General features: G+C 65.6%; 18 protein-coding genes. 6 read left to right on the top strand and 12 right to left on the bottom strand.

Annotated features, from left to right (window positions below; genetic code table 11):
- Nucleotides 1-215 precede the first annotated feature (215 nt).
- A complete protein-coding gene (locus PRN20_RS06660; RefSeq protein ID WP_273956453.1) occupies nt 216-1,421 on the top strand; it encodes an MFS transporter in 1,206 nt (401 codons plus the stop codon).
- Nucleotides 1,422-1,623: 202 nt separating this feature from the next.
- On the opposite strand, the gene PRN20_RS06655 is transcribed toward PRN20_RS06660, so the two are convergent.
- The 12 genes from PRN20_RS06655 to PRN20_RS06600 form a co-directional block, all read right to left on the bottom strand.
- Nucleotides 1,624-2,637, bottom strand: a complete 1,014-nt coding sequence (locus tag PRN20_RS06655; RefSeq protein WP_273956452.1) for a lactonase family protein — start codon at nt 2,635-2,637, stop codon at nt 1,624-1,626.
- A 216-nt stretch (nt 2,638-2,853) separates the two neighbouring features.
- Entirely contained in the window at nt 2,854-3,705 is an 852-nt protein-coding gene (locus PRN20_RS06650) for a sugar phosphate isomerase/epimerase family protein (protein WP_273956451.1), read from the bottom strand.
- A gap of 119 nt (nt 3,706-3,824) precedes the next feature.
- Nucleotides 3,825-4,958, bottom strand: a complete 1,134-nt coding sequence (locus PRN20_RS06645; protein WP_273956450.1) for a Gfo/Idh/MocA family protein — start codon at nt 4,956-4,958, stop codon at nt 3,825-3,827.
- Nucleotides 4,959-5,134: 176 nt separating this feature from the next.
- Nucleotides 5,135-6,184, bottom strand: a complete 1,050-nt coding sequence (locus tag PRN20_RS06640; protein WP_273956449.1) for a TIM barrel protein — start codon at nt 6,182-6,184, stop codon at nt 5,135-5,137.
- A 181-nt stretch (nt 6,185-6,365) separates the two neighbouring features.
- Nucleotides 6,366-7,439 carry an ABC transporter ATP-binding protein gene (locus PRN20_RS06635; RefSeq protein ID WP_273956448.1) on the bottom strand — a complete coding sequence of 358 codons (1,074 nt, stop codon included), beginning with the start codon at nt 7,437-7,439 and terminating at the stop codon, nt 6,366-6,368.
- 4 nt (nt 7,440-7,443) lie between these two features.
- The gene (locus PRN20_RS06630) at nt 7,444-8,547 is read right to left on the bottom strand and encodes an ABC transporter ATP-binding protein (RefSeq protein ID WP_273956447.1); all 1,104 of its coding nucleotides are present in this window, start codon (nt 8,545-8,547) and stop codon (nt 7,444-7,446) included.
- Nucleotides 8,540-8,782: a hypothetical protein gene (locus PRN20_RS06625; RefSeq protein ID WP_273956446.1), complete on the bottom strand. Its 243-nt coding sequence runs from the start codon at nt 8,780-8,782 to the stop codon at nt 8,540-8,542. Before PRN20_RS06625 ends, PRN20_RS06630 begins: the two co-directional genes overlap by 8 nt.
- Entirely contained in the window at nt 8,779-9,735 is a 957-nt protein-coding gene (locus tag PRN20_RS06620; protein ID WP_273956445.1) for a carbohydrate ABC transporter permease, read from the bottom strand. Before PRN20_RS06620 ends, PRN20_RS06625 begins: the two co-directional genes overlap by 4 nt.
- Entirely contained in the window at nt 9,735-10,139 is a 405-nt protein-coding gene (locus PRN20_RS22855; protein WP_443112532.1) for an endonuclease domain-containing protein, read from the bottom strand. The genes PRN20_RS06620 and PRN20_RS22855 overlap by 1 nt, the downstream gene beginning before the upstream one ends.
- 230 nt (nt 10,140-10,369) lie before the next feature.
- On the bottom strand, nt 10,370-11,266 hold the full coding sequence (locus PRN20_RS06610) for a carbohydrate ABC transporter permease (RefSeq protein ID WP_273956443.1): 897 nt from the start codon (nt 11,264-11,266) through the stop codon (nt 10,370-10,372).
- Between the two features lie 64 nt (nt 11,267-11,330).
- A complete protein-coding gene (locus PRN20_RS06605) occupies nt 11,331-12,623 on the bottom strand; it encodes an extracellular solute-binding protein (protein WP_273956442.1) in 1,293 nt (430 codons plus the stop codon).
- 347 nt (nt 12,624-12,970) lie between these two features.
- Nucleotides 12,971-13,603 carry a TetR/AcrR family transcriptional regulator gene (locus tag PRN20_RS06600; protein ID WP_273956789.1) on the bottom strand — a complete coding sequence of 211 codons (633 nt, stop codon included), beginning with the start codon at nt 13,601-13,603 and terminating at the stop codon, nt 12,971-12,973.
- 133 nt (nt 13,604-13,736) lie between these two features.
- On the opposite strand from PRN20_RS06600, the gene PRN20_RS06595 reads away from it, so the two are divergent.
- From PRN20_RS06595 to ppk2, 5 genes are all read left to right on the top strand, one after another.
- Entirely contained in the window at nt 13,737-14,945 is a 1,209-nt protein-coding gene (locus tag PRN20_RS06595) for a Tm-1-like ATP-binding domain-containing protein (protein ID WP_273956441.1), read from the top strand.
- The gene (locus PRN20_RS06590; protein WP_273956440.1) at nt 14,933-15,769 is read left to right on the top strand and encodes a phosphoenolpyruvate hydrolase family protein; all 837 of its coding nucleotides are present in this window, start codon (nt 14,933-14,935) and stop codon (nt 15,767-15,769) included. Before PRN20_RS06595 ends, PRN20_RS06590 begins: the two co-directional genes overlap by 13 nt.
- A 163-nt stretch (nt 15,770-15,932) precedes the next feature.
- Entirely contained in the window at nt 15,933-16,343 is a 411-nt protein-coding gene (locus PRN20_RS06585) for a cupin domain-containing protein (protein ID WP_273956439.1), read from the top strand.
- An 85-nt stretch (nt 16,344-16,428) separates the two neighbouring features.
- Nucleotides 16,429-18,192: an adenylate/guanylate cyclase domain-containing protein gene (locus PRN20_RS06580; RefSeq protein WP_273956438.1), complete on the top strand. Its 1,764-nt coding sequence runs from the start codon at nt 16,429-16,431 to the stop codon at nt 18,190-18,192.
- A gap of 74 nt (nt 18,193-18,266) precedes the next feature.
- Nucleotides 18,267-19,190 (top strand): polyphosphate kinase 2, encoded by a 924-nt coding sequence (gene ppk2, locus PRN20_RS06575; protein ID WP_273956437.1) that lies wholly within the window; start codon nt 18,267-18,269, stop codon nt 19,188-19,190.
- Nucleotides 19,191-19,226 lie beyond the last annotated feature (36 nt).

The following is a 19,226-nucleotide window of genomic DNA, read 5'->3' as shown; positions in this document are numbered from 1 at the left end:
CGCCCCCTCCACCACCCTTCGGGTGGTCCCCCTCCCCCGCCACGCGGGGGAGGATCAAGGAGGGGCCGGTGGGTGGTCGGAATCCGCCGATGTAGTTCCTTCGACCGAACGGAATACCGCTTGAGTGCTAACGACTCGGGTCGGCTGACATGCTAGAGGCAAGTATTGCTTTCTGATCGGCACCCGCCGACCATCCTTCTTTCCGGATTCCCAAATTGACGGCCACAGCTTCGGCACCGGCGACCAGCATCGCCAGCAAAACCACGCTTTCCATCATCGTTGCGGTGAGCGTGTGCCACCTGATCAACGACGTGATGCAGTCGCTGCTGACGGCCATCTACCCGATCCTCAAGGAAAACTACGGCCTGGACTACGTCCAGATCGGGCTGCTGACGCTGACCTTCCAGTGCACGGCGTCGCTGCTGCAGCCAGCGATCGGGATGTATACCGACAAGCGGCCCCTGCCCTATTCGCTGCCCGTGGGTATGGCTTCGAGCCTCGTGGGCCTCATCATCCTCGGCTTTGCGCAGAGCTACTGGCTGCTGCTGCTCGGTGCGGCATTCGTGGGCCTGGGTTCGGCGATCTTCCATCCGGAGAGTTCGCGCGTGGCGCGGCTGGCATCGGGTGGGCGGCATGGCCTCGCGCAATCGCTGTTCCAGGTGGGCGGCAATCTCGGCTCGGCGATCGGGCCGTTGCTGGCGGCCTTCATCGTGCTGCCGCGCGGGCAATCGAGCGTGGCGTGGTTCGCGGTGGGCTCACTGATCGGCATCTTCATCCTGACGCGCGTCGGCATGTGGTACGCGGCGCACCGCAAGGCCAATGCCGGCAAGGCGCCGGCGAGCACTGCGCTACTGTTCGACAAGCGCACCACGACGATCGCGCTCACCGTGCTGACGGTGCTGACACTGACCAAGAACGCCTACATGGCGGGGCTTTCGAGCTATTACACGTTCTTCCTGATCGACAAGTTCCAGGTCGGCGTGCAGGACGCGCAACTCCTGCTGTTCGTCTATCTCGGGGCTTCGGCGCTGGGCGTGTTCCTCGGCGGGCCGATCGGCGACCGGTTCGGCGCGAAGTTCGTGATCTGGTTCTCGATCCTCGGGGTGCTGCCGTTCACCCTGGCGCTGCCCTATGCGGACCTCACCTGGACCGTGATCCTGACGGTGCTGATCGGGCTGATCTTCTCGTCGGCGTTCTCGGCCATCGTGGTGTTTGCGCAGGAACTGATGCCGGGCCGGGTCGGGATGATCGCCGGGATCTTCTTCGGCTTCGCGTTCGGGGCGGGCGGCATTGCGGCCGCGGCACTCGGGGCTTTGGCGGACGTCGCGGGCATCCAGTATGTGTTCTGGCTGTGCTCGTTCCTGCCGCTGGCCGGGCTGCTGACGGTGTTCCTGCCGGAGATGCAGCACAAGGTGCGGTGACCGTACCGCATCCGTCGCTCGTCGCTGCGCTTCGATCGCGCATCGCCAAACGATGCGGGACCCCTCATCCGGCGCTGCGCGCCACCTTCTCCCACAAGGGGAGAAGGAATCCCGACTGAGATGTCGAAGCTGTCGCCTTCTCCCCTTGTGGGAGAAGGCGCCCGAAGGGCGGATGAGGGGTCGCGGCGCGTGCGCCGCGTTACTAGATCTGCAGCAACGCCACCGGCTTCTGCAGTTTGAACACCTTGCCCGTCGCGGTCAGCGTGCCATCAGCCGCCACGTTGAAGACCACGAGGTCTTCGCTTTCCTGGTTGGCGACGATCAGGTGCTGGTCCAGCAGCAGGAAGAAGCGGGGCCAGTTGCCGCCGCAGGCGATGTTCTGCTTGAGGCTGATCGTGCCGTCGGCGGCGATGGCGAAGCTGGTGATCGAGTTGTGGCCGCGGTTGGAGACATAGACCACGGTGCCCGCGGCGTTGATCTGGATGTGCGCGCCGGTCGACTCGCCCTTGAAGTCCGCCGGGAGCGCCGGGAGGGTGTTGAGCTCGGTGAGGGTGCCGTCCGCGTGGCGGGCAAGCGCGGTGACGGTTTCGGCGTACTCGGTGAACAGATAGGCGAACTTGCCGTTCGGGTGGAACGCCATGTGGCGCGGGCCGGCGCCCTTGGGCGTCGAGAACGCGGTCTCGGGGCCGCCGACGAAACTGCCGGCTTCGTAGCGGACGCTGCGGACTTCGTCGTGGCCGAGATCGGCGGTGTAGAGCCGGTCGGCTTCGGGCGACCACTGGGCCCAGTGAGCGTGGCCCTTGTCGTGGGCGTGGGCGCTGCGCAGCACCGTGGGGTCGGGCTTCAGCGCGCCGGTCGTGGTGTCAATCGAGAAGACCGGGGTCGAGTCGTCGCCGTAGTTGGCGACGGCGAGCTTGGTGCCCTTGGGGCTGAGCCTGAGGTAGCAGGGGTATTTCGCACCGGTCGACTGGTAGCCGAGCGGGGTGGCGGTAGTGTTGTCGGCAGCGAGCGTGAAGGCGCCGGCTTTTTCGGCCATCTCGTCGGTGACGTAGACGGTGCGGGTGGCGAGTGCGAAGGCGATCCACGAGACATCAGGGGTGCCGGGGAAGCTGCGGACGAGCTCGATGGTGCCGGTGGCGGTGTCGAAGCTCAGCAGCTTCAGGCCTTCGCCGTTGGGGCCGGTATAGGATCCGGACAGCAGGTTGAGCTTGGTCATACGCAGTTCCTCCTCGAGATGCGGGCGGAAGTGTTAGGGGAGTCACGGGGTTATGGGAAGTCGAAGAACGGCAGTGCTGCGCATTGCCGACCCCTCATCCGGCGCTGCGCGCCACCTTCTCCCACAAGGGGAGAAGGCAACCGACTGAGATATCGAGGGGACGGCCTTCTCCCCCTGTGGGAGAAGGTGCCCGAAGGGCGGATGAGGGGTCGCGCGTCAGCGCGCCCGATCCCACCCCTCGCGCATAAGCTTGAAGCCCTTTTCGTAGACCTCCGCCTCACTGCCAAACAGCGGGCGCCAGATCTTCGTCGCGGCGGCGAGGTCCGGGAGAGCCGAGCCGAAGGCTTCGATGGTCATCCAGCCGTCGTAGCCGGCCTGTCTCAGGGCGTTGAACACCGACTGGAAATCGATGTGGCCGGCGCCGGGGACGCCGCGGTTGTTCTCGGAGATGTGGACGTGGTTGATCTGGCGGATGGTCGCCGGGATCACCGCGGTGATCGAGTCCTCTTCGATGTTGAAGTGAAAGGTGTCGTAGAGATAGCCGTAGTTCGGCTCGTCGACGGCCTGCACCAGTTCCGCGGCCTGGGCGGCCGAGTTGAGGAAATAGCACTCGAAGCGGTTGAGCGGCTCGACCGAGAGGGCGACGCCCTGCTTCGCCGCGTACTGCGCCGCCTCTTTGTGGATGTCGCGGACGCGGGCCTTTTCGTCGGCGGTGGCGCCCCGGCCGGTGAACTCGCCGAGCGGCTGGTGGAACGGGCCGGCGGCCAGGGTGCCGCCGAGGGCCGCGGTGCAATCGGTGAGCCACTGCAGATGCGACAGCGCCCCGGCGCGTTCGGCGAGGTCGGGCGAGACGGCGGATTTGCCGCCGCCGGGCATGACGCCGATGCCGGTGGCGCCAAGCCGGATATCGTGCAGGCGGCGGCCGAGGCGTTCGTAATGGTCGGGCGTGCCCTCGAACATCGGGATTTCGACCCCGTCATAGCCCGTGGCCTTCAGGCGCTCGATGATGGGCCAGTGTTCGTCGGTGACGTGAGTGGTCCAGAGGAGGAGGTTGAAGCCGAGTTTCATTGTGTTCTCACGTTGACTGTCGGTGGCCCAACCCCTCACCCGTCCCGGCTTCGCCGGTCCACCCTCTCCCCGACGGGGAGAGGAACAGAAGTGATCGCCGATGGTTTACTGCATCCGGGCTACATGTTCACCCACTGCCCCGATTGGCCGGAGGCGATGATGGCGTCGCAGAGTTTGTTGGTTTCCAGTGCGTCGCGGAAGGTGGGGGCGGCGGGTTTTCCCGTCCTCAAGCCCTCGAGGAAATCGGCGGCGGTGTGGGTGAAGCTGTGCTCGAAGCCGATGATGAGGCCGGGGACCCACCATTTGCCCAGGTACGGGTGATCGCCGTCGGTGACGAGGATGTTGGTCCAGCCGCGCAGGGTGCCCTCGGTCGAATGATCGAACCACTGCACGCGGTTCATGTCGTGCAGGTCCCAGGCGAGCGAGCCCTTCTCGCCGTTGATCTCGAGCGTGTAGCCGGCCTTGTGGCCGCGGGCGTAGCGGGTGGATTCGAACGTGCCGAGCGAGCCATTGGCGAAACGGGTGAGGACGGCGGCAGCATCGTCGATGCCGACCGCCTGCACCTTGCCCGTCTCGGCGTGCTTGCGCTCCTTGACGAAGGTTTCGGTCATGGCGGTGAGCGAGGAGATGCCGCCGTTGATCCAGATGGCGCTGTCGAGGCAGTGGGAGATCAGGTCACCGGTGACGCCGGAACCGGCGGCATCGACATCGAGGCGCCAGGTGCCCTGCCCGCCCTGCGGGACATCGGGCGAGATGGTCCAATCCTGCAGGAACTTGGCGCGGTAGTGAAAGATGCGGCCGAGCTTGCCCTCGGCGACGAGGTTGTGGATCAGGGTGACGGCCGGGATGCGGCGGTAGTTGTACCAGACGAGGTTGGGGACGCCCGCCTTCTCGACCGCCTCGACCATGGGCAGCCCCTCCGCCGCGGTGCGGGCGAGCGGCTTTTCGGTGAGCACCATCTTGCCGGCCTGGGCCGCGGCGATGGCGATCTCGGCGTGAAGGTCGTTGGGCACGCAGATGTCGATGGCGTCGATGTCGCGGCGCTCGATCAGCACACGCCAGTCATGCTCGACGCTCTCGTAGCCCCACTGCTCGGCGAAGCGGCGCACCTTGCTGTCGTTGCGCGCGGCGACGGCCTTGAGCACCGGGTGATAGCCGGTATCGAAGAAGTGCGAGACGGAGGCCCAGGCATGGGAGTGGCAGCGGGCCATGAAGCCGTAGCCGATCATGCCGATGTTGAGTTGCTTGGTCATCTGGTGTGTTCCTGGTGGACGGTTGGCGGGGCAAGGCCCCCTCACCCGGCGCTTCGCGCCGACCTCTCCCCCAAGGGAGAGGTGAGCTGTGGCACGATCTGGCCCACTCGCACCTCTCCCTTGGGGGAGAGGTCGGATTGCGCAGCAATCCGGGTGAGGGGGCCTTGTTTCATCGCCTACTCCCGCCAGCCATGGGCGTCGCGGACCTTGAGCATGGCGCCGAGCACCTTGTTCCAGGTGTCCTGCCGTTCCATCACCGCGTTGGGGAACATGCAGCCGTCCCAGCAGATGTGGCGCATCTTCTTGTTGAGATAGCCCTTGTCGTCGCGCAGCCAGTAGCCGGCATGCTTGGTCACATCGAGCCGGCCGTTGGGGTCGTCGATCTGGCAGTGGCGGCCGGTCTTGGCGTGATCGCCGGAGCCGAAGGTGGTCCCGTCGTTCTGGGCGACGTGGAAATCGAGCGTCCAGGGGCGGAGCGCGTCGGCGACCTTGTGGTAGGCGGCGTCGAGCGCGGCCGTGTCGGACCAGTCGAAATCGCGGGGCAGGATGCGGTCCTTTTCGGCATTGGCGCCGAGGACGAAGAGCATGGAATGCGCCATGTCGGCCTGGTAGCCGACGATGCCGGGCATGTTGACCATTTCGAGCAGCTTCACGTTCTCGCGCCAGGAGTGCATGCCGCCCCAGCAGATCTCGCCCTCGGCGACGATGTACTCGCCGTGGTCCTGGGCGATCTTGCCGGCTTCGCGGAAGGTGTCTGCGATCCGCCTGGTGTTGCCCTCGGGGTTCTTGTCCCACTCCTCGACGCCGACCGAGCTGTCGACGCGGACGCCGCCGGTGGGGCGGATGCCGATCTCGCGCATCTGCTGGCCGATGGAGCAGGCCTTGCGCACCTGGGTGAGGAAGCGCTTCACGTCATCGGCGTCGCCCATGGCCGAGCCGCCACCGGCGCCACCCCAGATGGGGGCAACGAAGCTGCCGACCTTCAGGCCGTAGCTCGCGATGTGATCGGACATGCGGCGGACTTCGCCGGCATCGGAATCGATGTTGAAGTGCGGGGAGGTGACGAAGAGGTCGATACCGTCGAACTTCTGGCCGTCGACCTCGGCATTGGCGGTGAGCTTCAGCAGCGTATCGAGCGCAATGATCGGCTCGGAGTCCGGCGCGCCCTTGCCGACGATGCCGGGCCAGGCGGCGTTGTGCAGTTTCGGGTAGTTGTTGGATGCCATGGCCCCCTCCCCCGGGGATTATTGCTTCACTTGAATCCGGCGTGCGCTGCCCCACCCTCATCCGGGCTTCGACGACCTTCTCCCATCAAGGGAGAAGGCCACCCGGCCGATTTCGCATTCGGGCCTTCTCCCCTCGTGGGAGAAGGTGGCCGAAGGCCAGATGAGGGGGCGGCCAGCATCATCACGCCGCCTTGTGCCTGAGGTTGAGGCCGGTCTGGGCGTCGAAGAGCATGACCTTTTCCGGGTCCCAGCCGAAGCGGACGGGGTCCTCGACCTTGACCTCGAGGCGGGCCGGGACGGCGGCGCGGAGCAGGTCGGAACCGACGCGCAGGGTGACGATCTTCTCGATGCCGTGGTTCTCGATGTCGTGGATGCGGGCCTCAACCGGGGCGCCAGAAGCGAGCTGGATGTCCTCGGGGCGAACGCCGAAGGTCATGGGGCCGTCGCTGGCAGGGGCGCCGGAGATGGGAAGCTCGAAGCTCTGGGGCTTCACTACGGCGCGGTTGGCGGCGAGGTGGCCGTTCAGCAGGTTGATGGCGGGCGAGCCGACAAAGCTCGCAACGAACGTGTCGCGCGGGTTGTTGTAGACCTCGTGCGGGCGGCCGACCTGGATGATGCGGCCGTTGTTGAGCACCGCCATGCGGTCACCCATGGTCATGGCCTCGACCTGGTCGTGGGTGACGAAGATGAAGGTGGCGCCGAGACGCCGCTGCAGGTCCTTGAGTTCGGAGCGCATGGCCTCGCGCAGCTTCGCATCGAGGTTGGAAAGCGGCTCGTCCATGAGGAAGACCTGCGGCTCGCGCACGATGGCGCGGCCGATGGAGACACGCTGCATCTCGCCGCCGGAGAGGCGGTCGGTCTTGCGATCGAGCAGGTGCCCGATGCGCAGGGTGCGCGCGGCGTAGTCAATGCGCTTCTCGACCTCGGCGGGCGGTGTGTTGCGGATCTTGGCCTTGAGCGGAAAGGCGAGGTTTTCGCGCACGGTGAGGCGCGGGTAGAGCGAGTATTGCTGGAGCACCAGCGCGGTGTCGCGCTCGGCCGGGCCCCAGTCGTTCACGTCGATGCCGTTGATGCGGATATTGCCGGCGGTCGGCTTCTCGAGGCCGGCGATGAGGCGGAGCGTCGTGGTCTTGCCGGCACCGGTAGGGCCGAGGAGGACGAAGAACTCGCCATCGGCCACATCGAGGTTGAGGTCGGCCAGCGCTGTGTGGTGGCCGAAGGTCTTGGTGATGTTCTGCAGCTCTATGCGGGCCATCGGACTACTCGCTGAGGCGGATTTCGAGCGAATTGCCCGAGGCGGTATCGAAGAAATGGGCCTGGGCGGGATCGATGCGGGCCCAGACGCGCTCGCCCGCCTTCTCGACGAAGCCGGTGTGGGTGCGGGCCCGAAGGGTCTGGCTGCCGACGCGCAGGTCGACGATATCGAAGGGGCCGTAGGGCTGGATGATGTGGGCCTCGACCGGGCGATAGCCCGCCTTCTCCTCGTGGCTCAGCAGCACGCCCTCGGGGCGGACGCCGAGCGAGATGCGGTCGGCGTTCTTTTCGACCAGCATGCCGACGAGGTCGTGGGGCATGGCGAAGCTCTCGCCATCGAGCTCAACCGCGACCTTGCCGCCGGAGCTGGTGATGGAGGCTTCGGCGATGTTCATCACGGGCGAGCCGATGAACTGGGCAACGAAGAGGTTGGCGGGGCGGAGATAGACCTCGGAGGGCGTGCCGACCTGCTGCAGGATGCCATCGTGCATGACGACGATGCGGTCGGCGAGCGACATGGCTTCGACCTGATCGTGGGTCACGTAGATGGAGGTCGAGCCGTTCTCGAGGTGGAGGCGCTTCAGCTCGACGCGCATGTCCTCGCGGAGCTTGGCATCGAGAGCGCCGATGGGCTCGTCGAGCAGGAGCGCCTTGGGGCGGCGCACGAGGGCGCGGCCGATGGCGACGCGCTGCATGTCGCCACCCGAGAGCGCGGAAGGCCTGAGGCTCAGGAGGTGATGGATGGCCAGCGCATCGGCGATGGCCATGACGCTGCGATCGACCTCGGCCTTGGCCATGCCCGTGGCCTTCAGGGGGAAGGCGATGTTCTCGAAGACGCTGAGATGCGGGTAGAGCGCATAGAGCTGGAAGACGAAGGCGATGTCGCGTTCGGAGGCATGAAGGTTCTGGACGGGCTTGCCGTCGATGAGGATCTCGCCCGAGCTGATCTCCTCGAGGCCGGCGATGGCGCGCAACGTGGTGGTCTTGCCGCAGCCCGAGGGGCCGAGAAGGACGACGAACTCGCGATCGCGGATGGTAAGGTTCACATCGCGGATGACATGGACGGCGCCGAAGTACTTCTGGATGTGGCGGAGCTCGATCTCAGCCATGGTGCACCGCCTCGCGGACCGAGACCGGGCCGGTGTCGTCCTCGTCGACCGTCGCGGGCTCGGGCGGCGGGATGTGGACGGCGACGTTGAAACTGATCAGCCCGACCAGCATGACGAGAACGCTCCACTCATGCAGGAACGCCACCCAGGGCTGGCAGAGGAAGATGATGCCCAGGATCATCAGCAGCTGCGCGCCGGGCTCGAGGAAGCGCTGGTTGAAGACGCGCAGGTTCATTTGCGGATCGCTCCGAAGGTAACGCCGCGCAGCAGGTGATTGCGCAACAGGAAGGTGAAGATCGCGACCGGCAGCAGGAACAGCACGGTGCCAGCGGCGATCACCGTCCACTCGGGGAGGCCCGAACCGATCTGGCTGGGAATGAAGGGGGGCGCGGTCTGGGCGCGCCGGTTGGTCATGATCAGCGCGAAGGCGTACTCGTTCCAGGCGGTGATGAAGCAGAACACCGCGGTGGCGGCGATGCCGGTGGCCGCCTCGGGCAGGACGATCTTGAAGAACGCCTGCATGCGCGTGTAGCCGTCGACCAGCGCCGCTTCCTCGTATTCCTTCGGGATCTCGTCGATGAAGCCCTTCATCAGCCAGACCGAGAAGCTGAGGTTGAAGGCGGTGTAGAGGATAATGAGGCCGACATGCGAGTCGGTCAGGTCGAACTGCCGGTACATCAGGAACATCGGGATGGCGACGACCACCGGCGGCAGCATGCGCGTACTGAGGATGAAGAAGAGCAGGTCCTGCTCGCCCTTGATCTTGAAGCGCGAGAAGCCATAGGCGGTGATCGTGCCCATCGAGACGGCGAGCACCGTCGAGACGATCGATACGATCAGGCTGTTGAGGAAGCGGTTGGGGTACTGCGACAGCTGCGGCTCGTCGCCGACCTTCAGCACGCGCTCGCCCCCATCGTAGACGAGCTTCTCCCACCACGGGGCGGCCTCGTAGACCTCGGGCGCCACGGGTTGCTTCAGCTGCACGCGCTTGGTGAGGAGTTTCACGAAGGGCGTGACCTCGGGCTCGAAGAAGACGGTGGGTGGGACGGATGTCGCGACGGCGCGCGGCTTGAACGCCGTGGCCCCGATCCACAGGATCGGCGACAGGAAGATAAGCGTCACCGCAAGGATGGCGAGGATGGCAACCGGACGGCCGAAGCGCTGGCCACGCGAAGTAACGGCGGCCATCAGGATTTCCCCTCGGCTGTTGCGACCCCATCGCCTCCCTCCCCCTTGAGGGGAGGGATAGAGGGAGGGGGTGGTGCGGTTATCACTGATGGACCCCCACCCCCGGCCCCTCCCCTCAAGGGGGAGGGGGGCGAGGTGTTGAGGGCGGCGTTGATGGTGGTCCAGACACCCTGGGCGTTGGTGATGATGTCACCGTTGGTGAAGCGCAGGACGTGATAGCCGGCTGCGTTCAACCAAGCCGTGCGGTGCCGATCGCGCTCGATGGCCTCGGTATCGAAATGCGTTTCCCCGTCCAGTTCGATGATCAGACCGACCTGGTGGCACGCGAAGTCGACCACGAACGGTCCGAACGGAACCTGTCGGCGGAAACGGCGGCCAGAGAATGACCGCAGCAGCCTCCACATGTGGCGTTCGGGGACGGTTGCGCCGGTGCGCAGGCGGCGGGCTGAGGCGACGCTCCTGGTGCGGAGATGGCGCGCATTGGAGAAGATGGCGTCGGCGGGCTCCGCTCCCCCTGGAAGAGAGGGGTGGGGGGTGGGGGTCGGGCGGTGATCAACAGAACCACCCCCTCCCTCGATCCCTCCCCTCAAGGGGGAGGGAGGCGATTGCTGCACGCTCGGAGGCTGGGTCATCATCAGCGCTCCTTCGCCCGGTTGAGGTATTTGACGTAGATGTTGGTGATGCAGACGACGACGATCAGGACGATGTAGGCGAGCGCCGAGGCGCGGCCGGTGTCCCAGCCCTGGAAGGCCATCTGGTAGAGCTTGATGGCGATGGTTTCGACGCTGGCGGTCGACATGATGAAGGGCAGGTCGAAGGCCTTGAAGGCTTCCATGGTGCGGAAGATCAGGGCGATCAGCAGCAGCGGCGAGACCAGCGGCAGGGTGATGCGGCGGAACGTGTACCACCAGCTGGCGCGATCGATCGCTGCGGCCTCGTAGAGGCTCTTGGGAATGGCCGAGAGGCCGGCCAGCGAGAGCAGCATGACGAAGGGCGACCACATCCAGATATCGGTGATGGCAACGGCGAACAGGGCGTTGACGCGGTTGCTCAGCCACTCGAACTTGCCGATGCCCAGCGCATAGTTGATGGGCCCCCAGGAGGGGTCGTAGAGCAGCTTCCAGAACAGCCCGACGACGGCCGGCGACAGCATCATGGGCAGCATCAGGAGCGTCGTCACGAGACCCTTGAACTTGAAGGGCCGGTTGAGCAGCAGGGCGAGGCCGAAGCCGACGATCATCTGTCCGCCGACGGAGACGATGACGTACTGCGCGGTGGTGGTGAAGCTGCGCCAGATGGCCGGATCGGAGAGCAGATCCGCGTAGTTCTGCAGCCCGACGAACTCGGCGGGTTTCTGCAGCGAGACGCGATACTCGGTGAAAGAGAAGCCGAGCGAATAGATCAGCGGGAAGATGTTGAACACGATGAGAAAGGCGATGGTCGGAAGGATGAACGCATTCCGTATCGCCAGGTCGCTCCAGCCCCGCGCGGCGGCCCGGGAACCGGAATCGAGCGTCGCAAGGACAGCCAATCTTACCCCCTGATGTCGATAGATGAGGACCGGGGACGCGCCCCGGTCCGTGGTCGGGACTCCGTCAGGAGTCGTTGCCGAGCGTCTTGTTCCAGTCGCCGACCAGCGCATCGAGCGCGTCCTTGGCCGTGCCCTCACCCGTGGTGATGTAGGGGTGGAGGCGATCGTTCATCTGGAACAGCATGTCGGCGAAGACCGGCACGGCCCAGAAGTCCTTCACGATCTTCATGGAGTCGGCGAAGGCCTGGTTGTACGGCGTGGCCTTTAGGAAACCCTCGGAGTTCAGCACTGCCGCCGAGCAGGTGTAGCCGCCCAGGTCGGCCCATTTCTGCTGCACGTCGTCACGGATGAACCACTGGAGGAATTTGTAGGCCTCTTCCTGGTTCTTGGAGTAGCTGATGATCGAGATGCCCTGGCCGCCGAGAGCGGCGTGCTGGGCCCCGGTCGGGCCGGGCGGGTTGGCGAAGTAGCCGGTGCTCTTGGCGTGCGGATTGGTCGCCTCGTTGGCCAGCGCCGGGAAGAAGGCGAAGTAGTTCATCGCCATCGCCACCAGACCCTCGGTGAAGGCCTGGTTGTTCTCGACGAAGAAGGCCTGGTTCCAGTTGGGCGGGGTAAAGGTGTAGAGCTTGCGGTAAGCCTCGAGCGCCTCGATGTTCTGGGGCGAGTTGAGGATGCCGGTGACCTTCTTGTTGGCGTAGTCGCCCAGATCGCCACCCCAGGTGAAGATGGTCTGCTCGACGCCCATCGCCATGGCGTCGTACGAGGTCTGGGTGTAGAGCGCGACGCCGTACTTGTTCTCGTCGGGCCGGGTGAAGAACTCGGCGATATCGGTGAGTTCCTTGTAGTTCTTGGGAACGCCGAGGTCGTAGCCGTACTTGGCCTTGAAGTTGGCCATCTCGGTCGGGTCCTCGAACCAGTCCTTGCGGTAGGCCCAGCCATTGGCGTCGCCCTCGAGCGGCACCGACCAGTACTTGTCGCCGTACAGGCTGTAGTACTGGAGCGTGGCGGGCACGAACGACTTGTCGACGCCGTTGTCGGTGATGAACTTGGTCAGGTCGACATAGTGGCCGCCCTCGGAGGCGGCGCCCAGCCACTGGCTGTCGCCCACGACCATGTCGTAGGCATCGCCCTGGGCGTTGAGCTCGGCAAAGGTCTTGGTCTGGAAGTCCGACCAGGGCGTGGTCTGCACGGTGACGGTGACGCCGGTCTCGGCGGTGTAATCGTTGACCAGTTCCTGCAGGTAGTTGGCCGGATCCCATTCGGCCCAGAAGATGGTCAGCTCCTGCGCGAGCACGGACGTGCTCGACGCCAGCATAAGGCCGATGCCGGCCAATATGCCCTTATGGACAGTGCGCATAATGGTCCTCCCTCTTGCGCTTCCGACCGGCTCAAGCAGCGCCGGACGAAGCCCCTCCTCCATTGCCGGGGGCGTTCAGCAGCGGACCAGCCAAGGCTCTCCCAAGCCATGCGGCAGGCCGTTTAGGTCGCGACGTCGGGGGTTACCTCCCTCCCGGCCGGCAATCGCCTCTCCCAAAGCGGCCAGCCAGGGCGCTCCTCCAGCGCCCGTCGCACTTGATCTCTCCTTCTGATCGACGTGCGTCTTAACAAGTATTGTTTCTACGTTTTGCCTGCCTCGTCAAGCTAACATGCTAGCATTTTCGCAAGTCTCGGCGGGTTCGGGAAAAGTCGTTTCCCTCAACCAATTCAAGCCGCTGCTTCGTCGACTGCGGCACGCACAAGCGCCGAAGCAGCCCAGGTGGCAACGTCTTTCGTCTCATCGAAGTCGAGTCCCCACAAGTCTTTGAGAACAATGAGAACTTCGAGGCCGTAAACCAGGGACAACGCCTTGGCGAGGCGCTGAAACTTGGCTTCGGGCAGCTTATTCTTGAGTGGCGCGATCGCCATTTGCAGCATGTGGACGCGATGACCGCGCTTGAAGGGGGGCTCTTCGCCCAGGGTCCCAGCCTGGCGGCGGGCCCACTGCTCGAGCGAGAGCTTCAGCGCAGCCTTGAAGGTGGCCTCGAACTCGGCGACGCGCGGCATGGTGAGCTCGAGCAGCTCGTGGACGCGCTGCTCGGGGTCGGGACTGGCGCTCTGCCAGCTGAGGATGGGGCCCAGCCCCTCGTCGACCACGGCATGGATCAGGGCGGCCTGGCTGGGGAAGTAGCGATAGGCGGTGGCGCGCGAGACCTGCGCGGCCTCGGCGACGTCGCTGACGGAGGGAGTCTCGCCCTTCTGCATCAGGGCAATGGCCGTTTCCAGCATGAGTTTTCGCGTGCGGGCACGGGCGCCGCGCGGCTCGGATTCAGGCAGGTCGGCAGGTTGTGAGACGTCCATATCGAAATGATACGCACATCTCAAAATGCTTTGCAACGCCGCCTCCGGTCTGCCATGACTTTGGCCAAGGAGCAGGCGCGGCCCGGTCGGGAGGAGAGCGACCGGGGCGAAAGCGCGTGCCGGGAGGGGCGCGATGAAGCGCATCTACGTGGTCGGCACCGCCGACACGAAGGGGGAGGAACTCGCCTTTCTCGCCGAGCGCATTCGTGCGCTGGGCGGCGATCCGGTGGTGGTGGATGTCGGCACCAGGGCGCCGGCGATTCCGACCGAAGTATGGGCGGCCGATGTCGCCAAGTTCGGCGCGCCGGACCTGCTGGAAGGGAACGACCGCGGTGTCGCCGTAGCGGGGATGGCGGAGGCATTCGCGCGATTTGTCATAACACGTGATGATATTGCCGGGATCGTCGGCATCGGTGGCGGCGGCGGAACCTCGATCGTGACCGCGGGCATGCGCAAGCTGCCGATCGGACTGCCCAAGGTGATGGTCTCGACCCTCGCCTCGGGGGACGTCGGTCCCTATGTCGGGGTCAGCGACATCGTGATGATGCCGTCGGTGACCGACCTTGCCGGGCTCAACCGGATATCGCGCGTTATCCTCTCGAATGCGGCGCTCGCGATCGTCGCGATGAGCGCCAACCCGACGTCAGTGGAGCCGGCGACCCGGCGCGCCGTGGGGCTCACCATGTTCGGGGTGACGACCAAGGCGGTGACGCAGATCGTCGACCTGCTCGCGGGGGCGGTGGAGCCGCTGGTGTTCCACGCCACGGGGACCGGCGGCAAGACAATGGAAATGCTGGTCGATTCCGGCCTCGTGACCGGGCTGATCGACGTCACGACGACCGAGGTTTGCGACTACCTGCTGGGCGGCGTGCTGCCGGCCGGGCCGGAGCGGCTCGATTGCCTGGCGCGCCGGCCGATACCCTATGTGGGCTCGGTCGGGGCGTGCGACATGGTCAACTTCTGGGCGCCCGAGACCGTGCCGGCGCACTATGCCGAACGCCTCTTCTACTCTCACAACGCCAACGTGACGCTGATGCGGACGACGGTCGACGAGTGCCGAGTGATCGGGGAATGGATCGGCAGCAAGCTCAATGCCGCGGTGGGGCCGGTGCGGTTCCTGCTTCCGCTCAGGGGCGTTTCGGCGCTCGACATCGAGGGGGGACCCTTCCGCGACGCTGAGGCGGATGCGGCTCTGTTCGAGGCGATAGAGCGGGGTGTGCAGTGGCACGAGGACCGGCAGCTCATCACGCTCGACTGCCACATCAACGATCACGAGTTCGCGGCGGCGGCCGTCGCGGCATTCAATGAAATTGCGGCACAGGAGGCCACATGGCAGCGATAGCGCGCGCCGAAATCCTCAGGAAGTTCCACGACATGGTGGCGCGTGGCCAACCCATCGTGGGCGGCGGCGCGGGGACGGGCATCTCGGCCAAGGCTGAGGAAGCCGGCGGGATCGACCTCATCATCATCTACAATTCGGGACGCTATCGCATGGCCGGGCGCGGCTCGGCGGCGGGCCTGCTCGCCTATGGCAACGCCAACGAGATCGTCAAGGAAATGGCGCTCGAAGTGCTGCCGGTGGTGAAGCGTACCCCGGTGCTGGCGGGCGTGAACGGGACGGATCCGTTCGTACTGATGCCGCAGTTTCTCGCAGAGCTGAAGGCGATGGGGTTCTCGGGGGTGCAGAACTTCCCGACCATCGGGCTCTTCGACGGGGTGATACGGCAGAGCTTCGAGGAGACCGGCATGGGCTACGGGCTCGAGGTCGACATGATCGCCGAGGCACACCGGCTGGACCTCCTGACGACGCCCTATGTGTTCAACCCCGACGAGGCGCGGGCCATGGCCGGCGCGGGCGCGGATATCGTCGTGGCGCATATGGGGGTGACGACCGGCGGGGCCATCGGGGCCAAGGCGGCGAAATCGCTCGAGCAGTGCTGCGACGAGATCGCGGCGATCGCGGAGGCGGCCAAGGCCGTGAAGCCGGATGTGATCGTCCTCTGCCATGGCGGGCCGATCGCGATGCCCGAGGATGCGCGCTTCGTGCTCGGGCGGGTGAAGGGCTGTCACGGGTTCTATGGCGCGAGCTCGATGGAGCGGCTGCCGGTGGAGGTGGCCATCAAGGCGCAGGTCGAGGGGTTCAAGGGGTTGAGGACGGGGGAATAGTGCGTGGGGCTCACCCCTCATCCGCCCTTCGGGCACCTTCTCCCACAAGGGGAGAAGGCCACCCCGCAGCAATCTCAGTCGCGGGGCCTTCTCCCTTGACGGGAGAAGGTGGCCGACAGGCCGGATGAGGGTGGGACAACGGACCAGGGATGAGGAAAAGGACATGACCGAGAACAACTTCGTCTATCCGCGCGACGTCAGTGCGTTCGGGTTCGACTGGGGACGGCTGGCGCTGACTGTGGCGCCGGAGGTGAATGGGGCGCGGAATTTCTCGGGGGGTGTGGTGGACCTGCCACCGGGCCAAGGTCATACGCGGCACAACCATCCGGGGGCCGAGGAGATCATCTTCGTCATATCAGGCGAAGGCGAGCAGATGGTCGAAACGCCGGAGGGCGTGCCGGAGGTACGCAAGGTCGGACCGGGCTGCACGGTGTTCGTGCCGGAGAGTCGTTTTCACTCGACGCTCAACACCGGATCGGCGCCGATGCAGCTGTTTGTGGTCTATTCTCCCGCCGGACCGGAGCTGGTGTTGCGAGAACTGCCAGATTTCAGGCAGATTCCGACAGAGCGGTAACACTTTCGGTCGGTTTCCACTTCCAAGTAACGCTCCGACGACTTACTTTTGGACAGAGCGAGCAGGCTCCGCCTAGGAAGCGGAAATGGAACAGGTTTTGTCGCGCCGCCTAGCTGCGGTGCTTTGTGCTGACGTTGCCGGGTATAGCGCCCTCGTGGGCGTTGACGAAGCCGGCACGGTAGCTGCCCTCAAGGGACACCAGACGGCCGTGATCCTGCTCCTCGAGCGGCACGGCGGGAGGGTTGTCGACCTTGCGGGCGACGGAATCGTCTCCGAGTTCCCAAGTACGGTATCGGCGGTCGAAGCCGCGCTCGCCATGCAGGCCCTGATGCAGCAGCGGAACGCCGAGGTGCCGGCCAACCGGCGGCTGGTCTTCCGCATCGGCATCAACCAGGGCGATGTGGTGCATGACGACACCCACATCTACGGCGACGGCATCAATGTGGCGGCGCGCCTGCAGGCCATTGCCGAGCCGGGCGGCGTCTACGTCTCGGGCAAGGTGTTCGACGAAGTCCGCGACCGCATGAAGGCGGGTTTCCTCGACCTGGGCGAGCGCGAGCTCAAGAACATCGCCCGGCCGGTGCGCGTGTTCGAAGTGGTGGCCGAAGGCGGTTCGGATACGCGGGGACGCAGGGCCAGCCCGGTCATGCCGCGCAAGCCATCGGTAGCGGTGCTGCCCTTCGACAACATGAGCGGGGACAGCGAGGAAGAATACTTCGCCGACGGGGTGGTGGAAGACATCATCACGGCGCTCAGCCGCTTCAAGGATTTCGCGGTCATCGCCCGCAACTCGAGCTTCGTCTACAAGGGCCGCGCCGTCGACGTGCGCCAGGTGGCGAAGGAGCTGAGCGTGCGCTACCTGCTCGAAGGCAGCGTGCGGCGCGCGGGCACCCGGCTGAGGATCACCGCGCAGCTGATCGACGCAACGACGGGCGCGCACCTGTGGGCCGACAAGTTCGACGGCACGCTCGAGGACGTGTTCGATTTCCAGGACCGCATCACCGGGACGGTCGCCTCGATCGTCGAGCCGGCGATCCGCTGGGCCGAAATCGAGCGTTCGCGGCGCGAGCGGCCGGACAGCGTCGAGGCCTACGATCTCTACCTGCGCGCCATGCCGATGCACCTGTCGCAGACGGAAGCGGCCAATGCCGAGGCCATCGCGCTGCTGCTGCGCGCCATCGAGTTCGAACCCACCAACCCGACCTACCTGGTCTATGCCGGCAACGCCATGCTGCACCGGGCGGCGCAGGGCTGGCCGGCGATCGGCGAGGACGACCATACGCGCGGCATCGAGCTCGTCGAGCGGGCGCTGGCGCATGCCCGCGACGATGCGGTGATCCTCAGCCTGTGCAGCATGATGCTGATCCACAACCTCAAGGACTACGACCGTGGCCTCGAGGTCAGCCAGCGGGCGGTGGAGCTCAACCCCAACAACCTGACGGTGATGATGTTCGCCGGCATCGCCCAGTTGCACCTGGGCAGCATCGACAAGGCGATCGCCTACAGCGAGCATGCGATCCGGCTGAGCCCGGCGCTCGACGGCGGGTACTGGCCGCTGACGGCGATCTCGCATGCCCACATGATCAAGGGCGACTATGAGGAAGCCCTCCGCTGGGCCAAGCGTTCGGCCTCGGCCAACCCGAGCTTCGTGTGCACGTTCTGGATGCTGGCGGCGGCCAGCGCGCATCTGGGCCATATGGATGACGCGAAGCGGCATATCGCGACGCTGAAGCGGCTCTCGCCCGGCGTGACGGTGAAGCGCGTCTGGGACGGGCAGCCGCAGCGCGATCCGAGCCGGCTTGCGTCCGTGCTCGAGGGGCTGAGACTCGCGGGATTGCCCGAAGAATAGCCCGGCGACAGACCGTCACATTGCTGTTGCACAACACGGGCAACCCCTCACGCCACAGCAAAGGGAGCCCGCAAATGAACGCCCCCCCGACCAAGGACCTGGCCGCCCTCGAGCGCATCAAGCAGGCCATCGTCGACGATTTCGACGAGGAGCTGGAGATGCAGATGGAGGACGACCGGCTGGACGAGCTGGTCGCCGAAGCCATGGGCGAAGAGGGCGGCAGTTCGCTCGACCGCAAGCTCTACTTCCGCGAGCTGTTCCGGCTGCAGCACGAACTGGTGAAGCTGCAGGACTGGGTGGCCTACAAGAAGCTCAAGATGGTCGTGATCTTCGAGGGACGCGACTCGGCCGGCAAGGGCGGCGCGATCAAGCGGGTGACGCAGCGGCTCAATCCGCGGGTGGCGCGCGTCGTGGCGCTGCCGGCGCCGACCGAGCGCGAGCGGCACCAGTGGTACTTCCAGCGCTACGTGCCGCACCTGCCGACGGCGGGCGAGATCGTGCTGTTCGACCGCAGCTGGTACAACCGGGCCGGCGTCGAGCGCGTGATGGGGTTCTGCACCAGGGACGAGCTCGAGGAGTTCTTCCGCACCGTGCCCGAGTTCGAACGCATGCTCGTCCGCTCGGGCATCATTCTCGTCAAATACTGGTTCTCGATCACCGACGAGGAGCAGGAGTTCCGCTTCAAGATGCGGCTGCATGATCCGCTCAAGCAGTGGAAGCTCAGCCCCATGGACCTCGAGAGCCGGGTGCATTGGGAGGAATACACCAAGGCCAAGGAAGAGATGTTCGACCGCACCCATACCGAGGAAGCACCATGGTGGGTGGTGCAGGCGGTGGACAAGAAGCGGGCGCGGCTCAACATGATCGCGCACCTGCTAAGCCAGGTCCCCTATGGCGACGTGCCCAAGAGCGAGGTGACCCTGCCCGACCGGGTGCGGCACGCCGATTACGTGCGCCATCCGGTGCCGCCCGAACTGTACGTGCCACAGGTGTATTGAGCGCAGAATGCCCGACTATCGCCTCCCTCCCCCTTG

Origin of the sequence: Devosia sp. ZB163, from assembly GCF_028613635.1 — a bacterium.
GTDB lineage: Bacteria > Pseudomonadota > Alphaproteobacteria > Rhizobiales > Devosiaceae > Devosia_A.
Note: the sequence above shows the minus strand (reverse complement) of the source record. Positions and strands in the feature narration are given on the sequence as shown.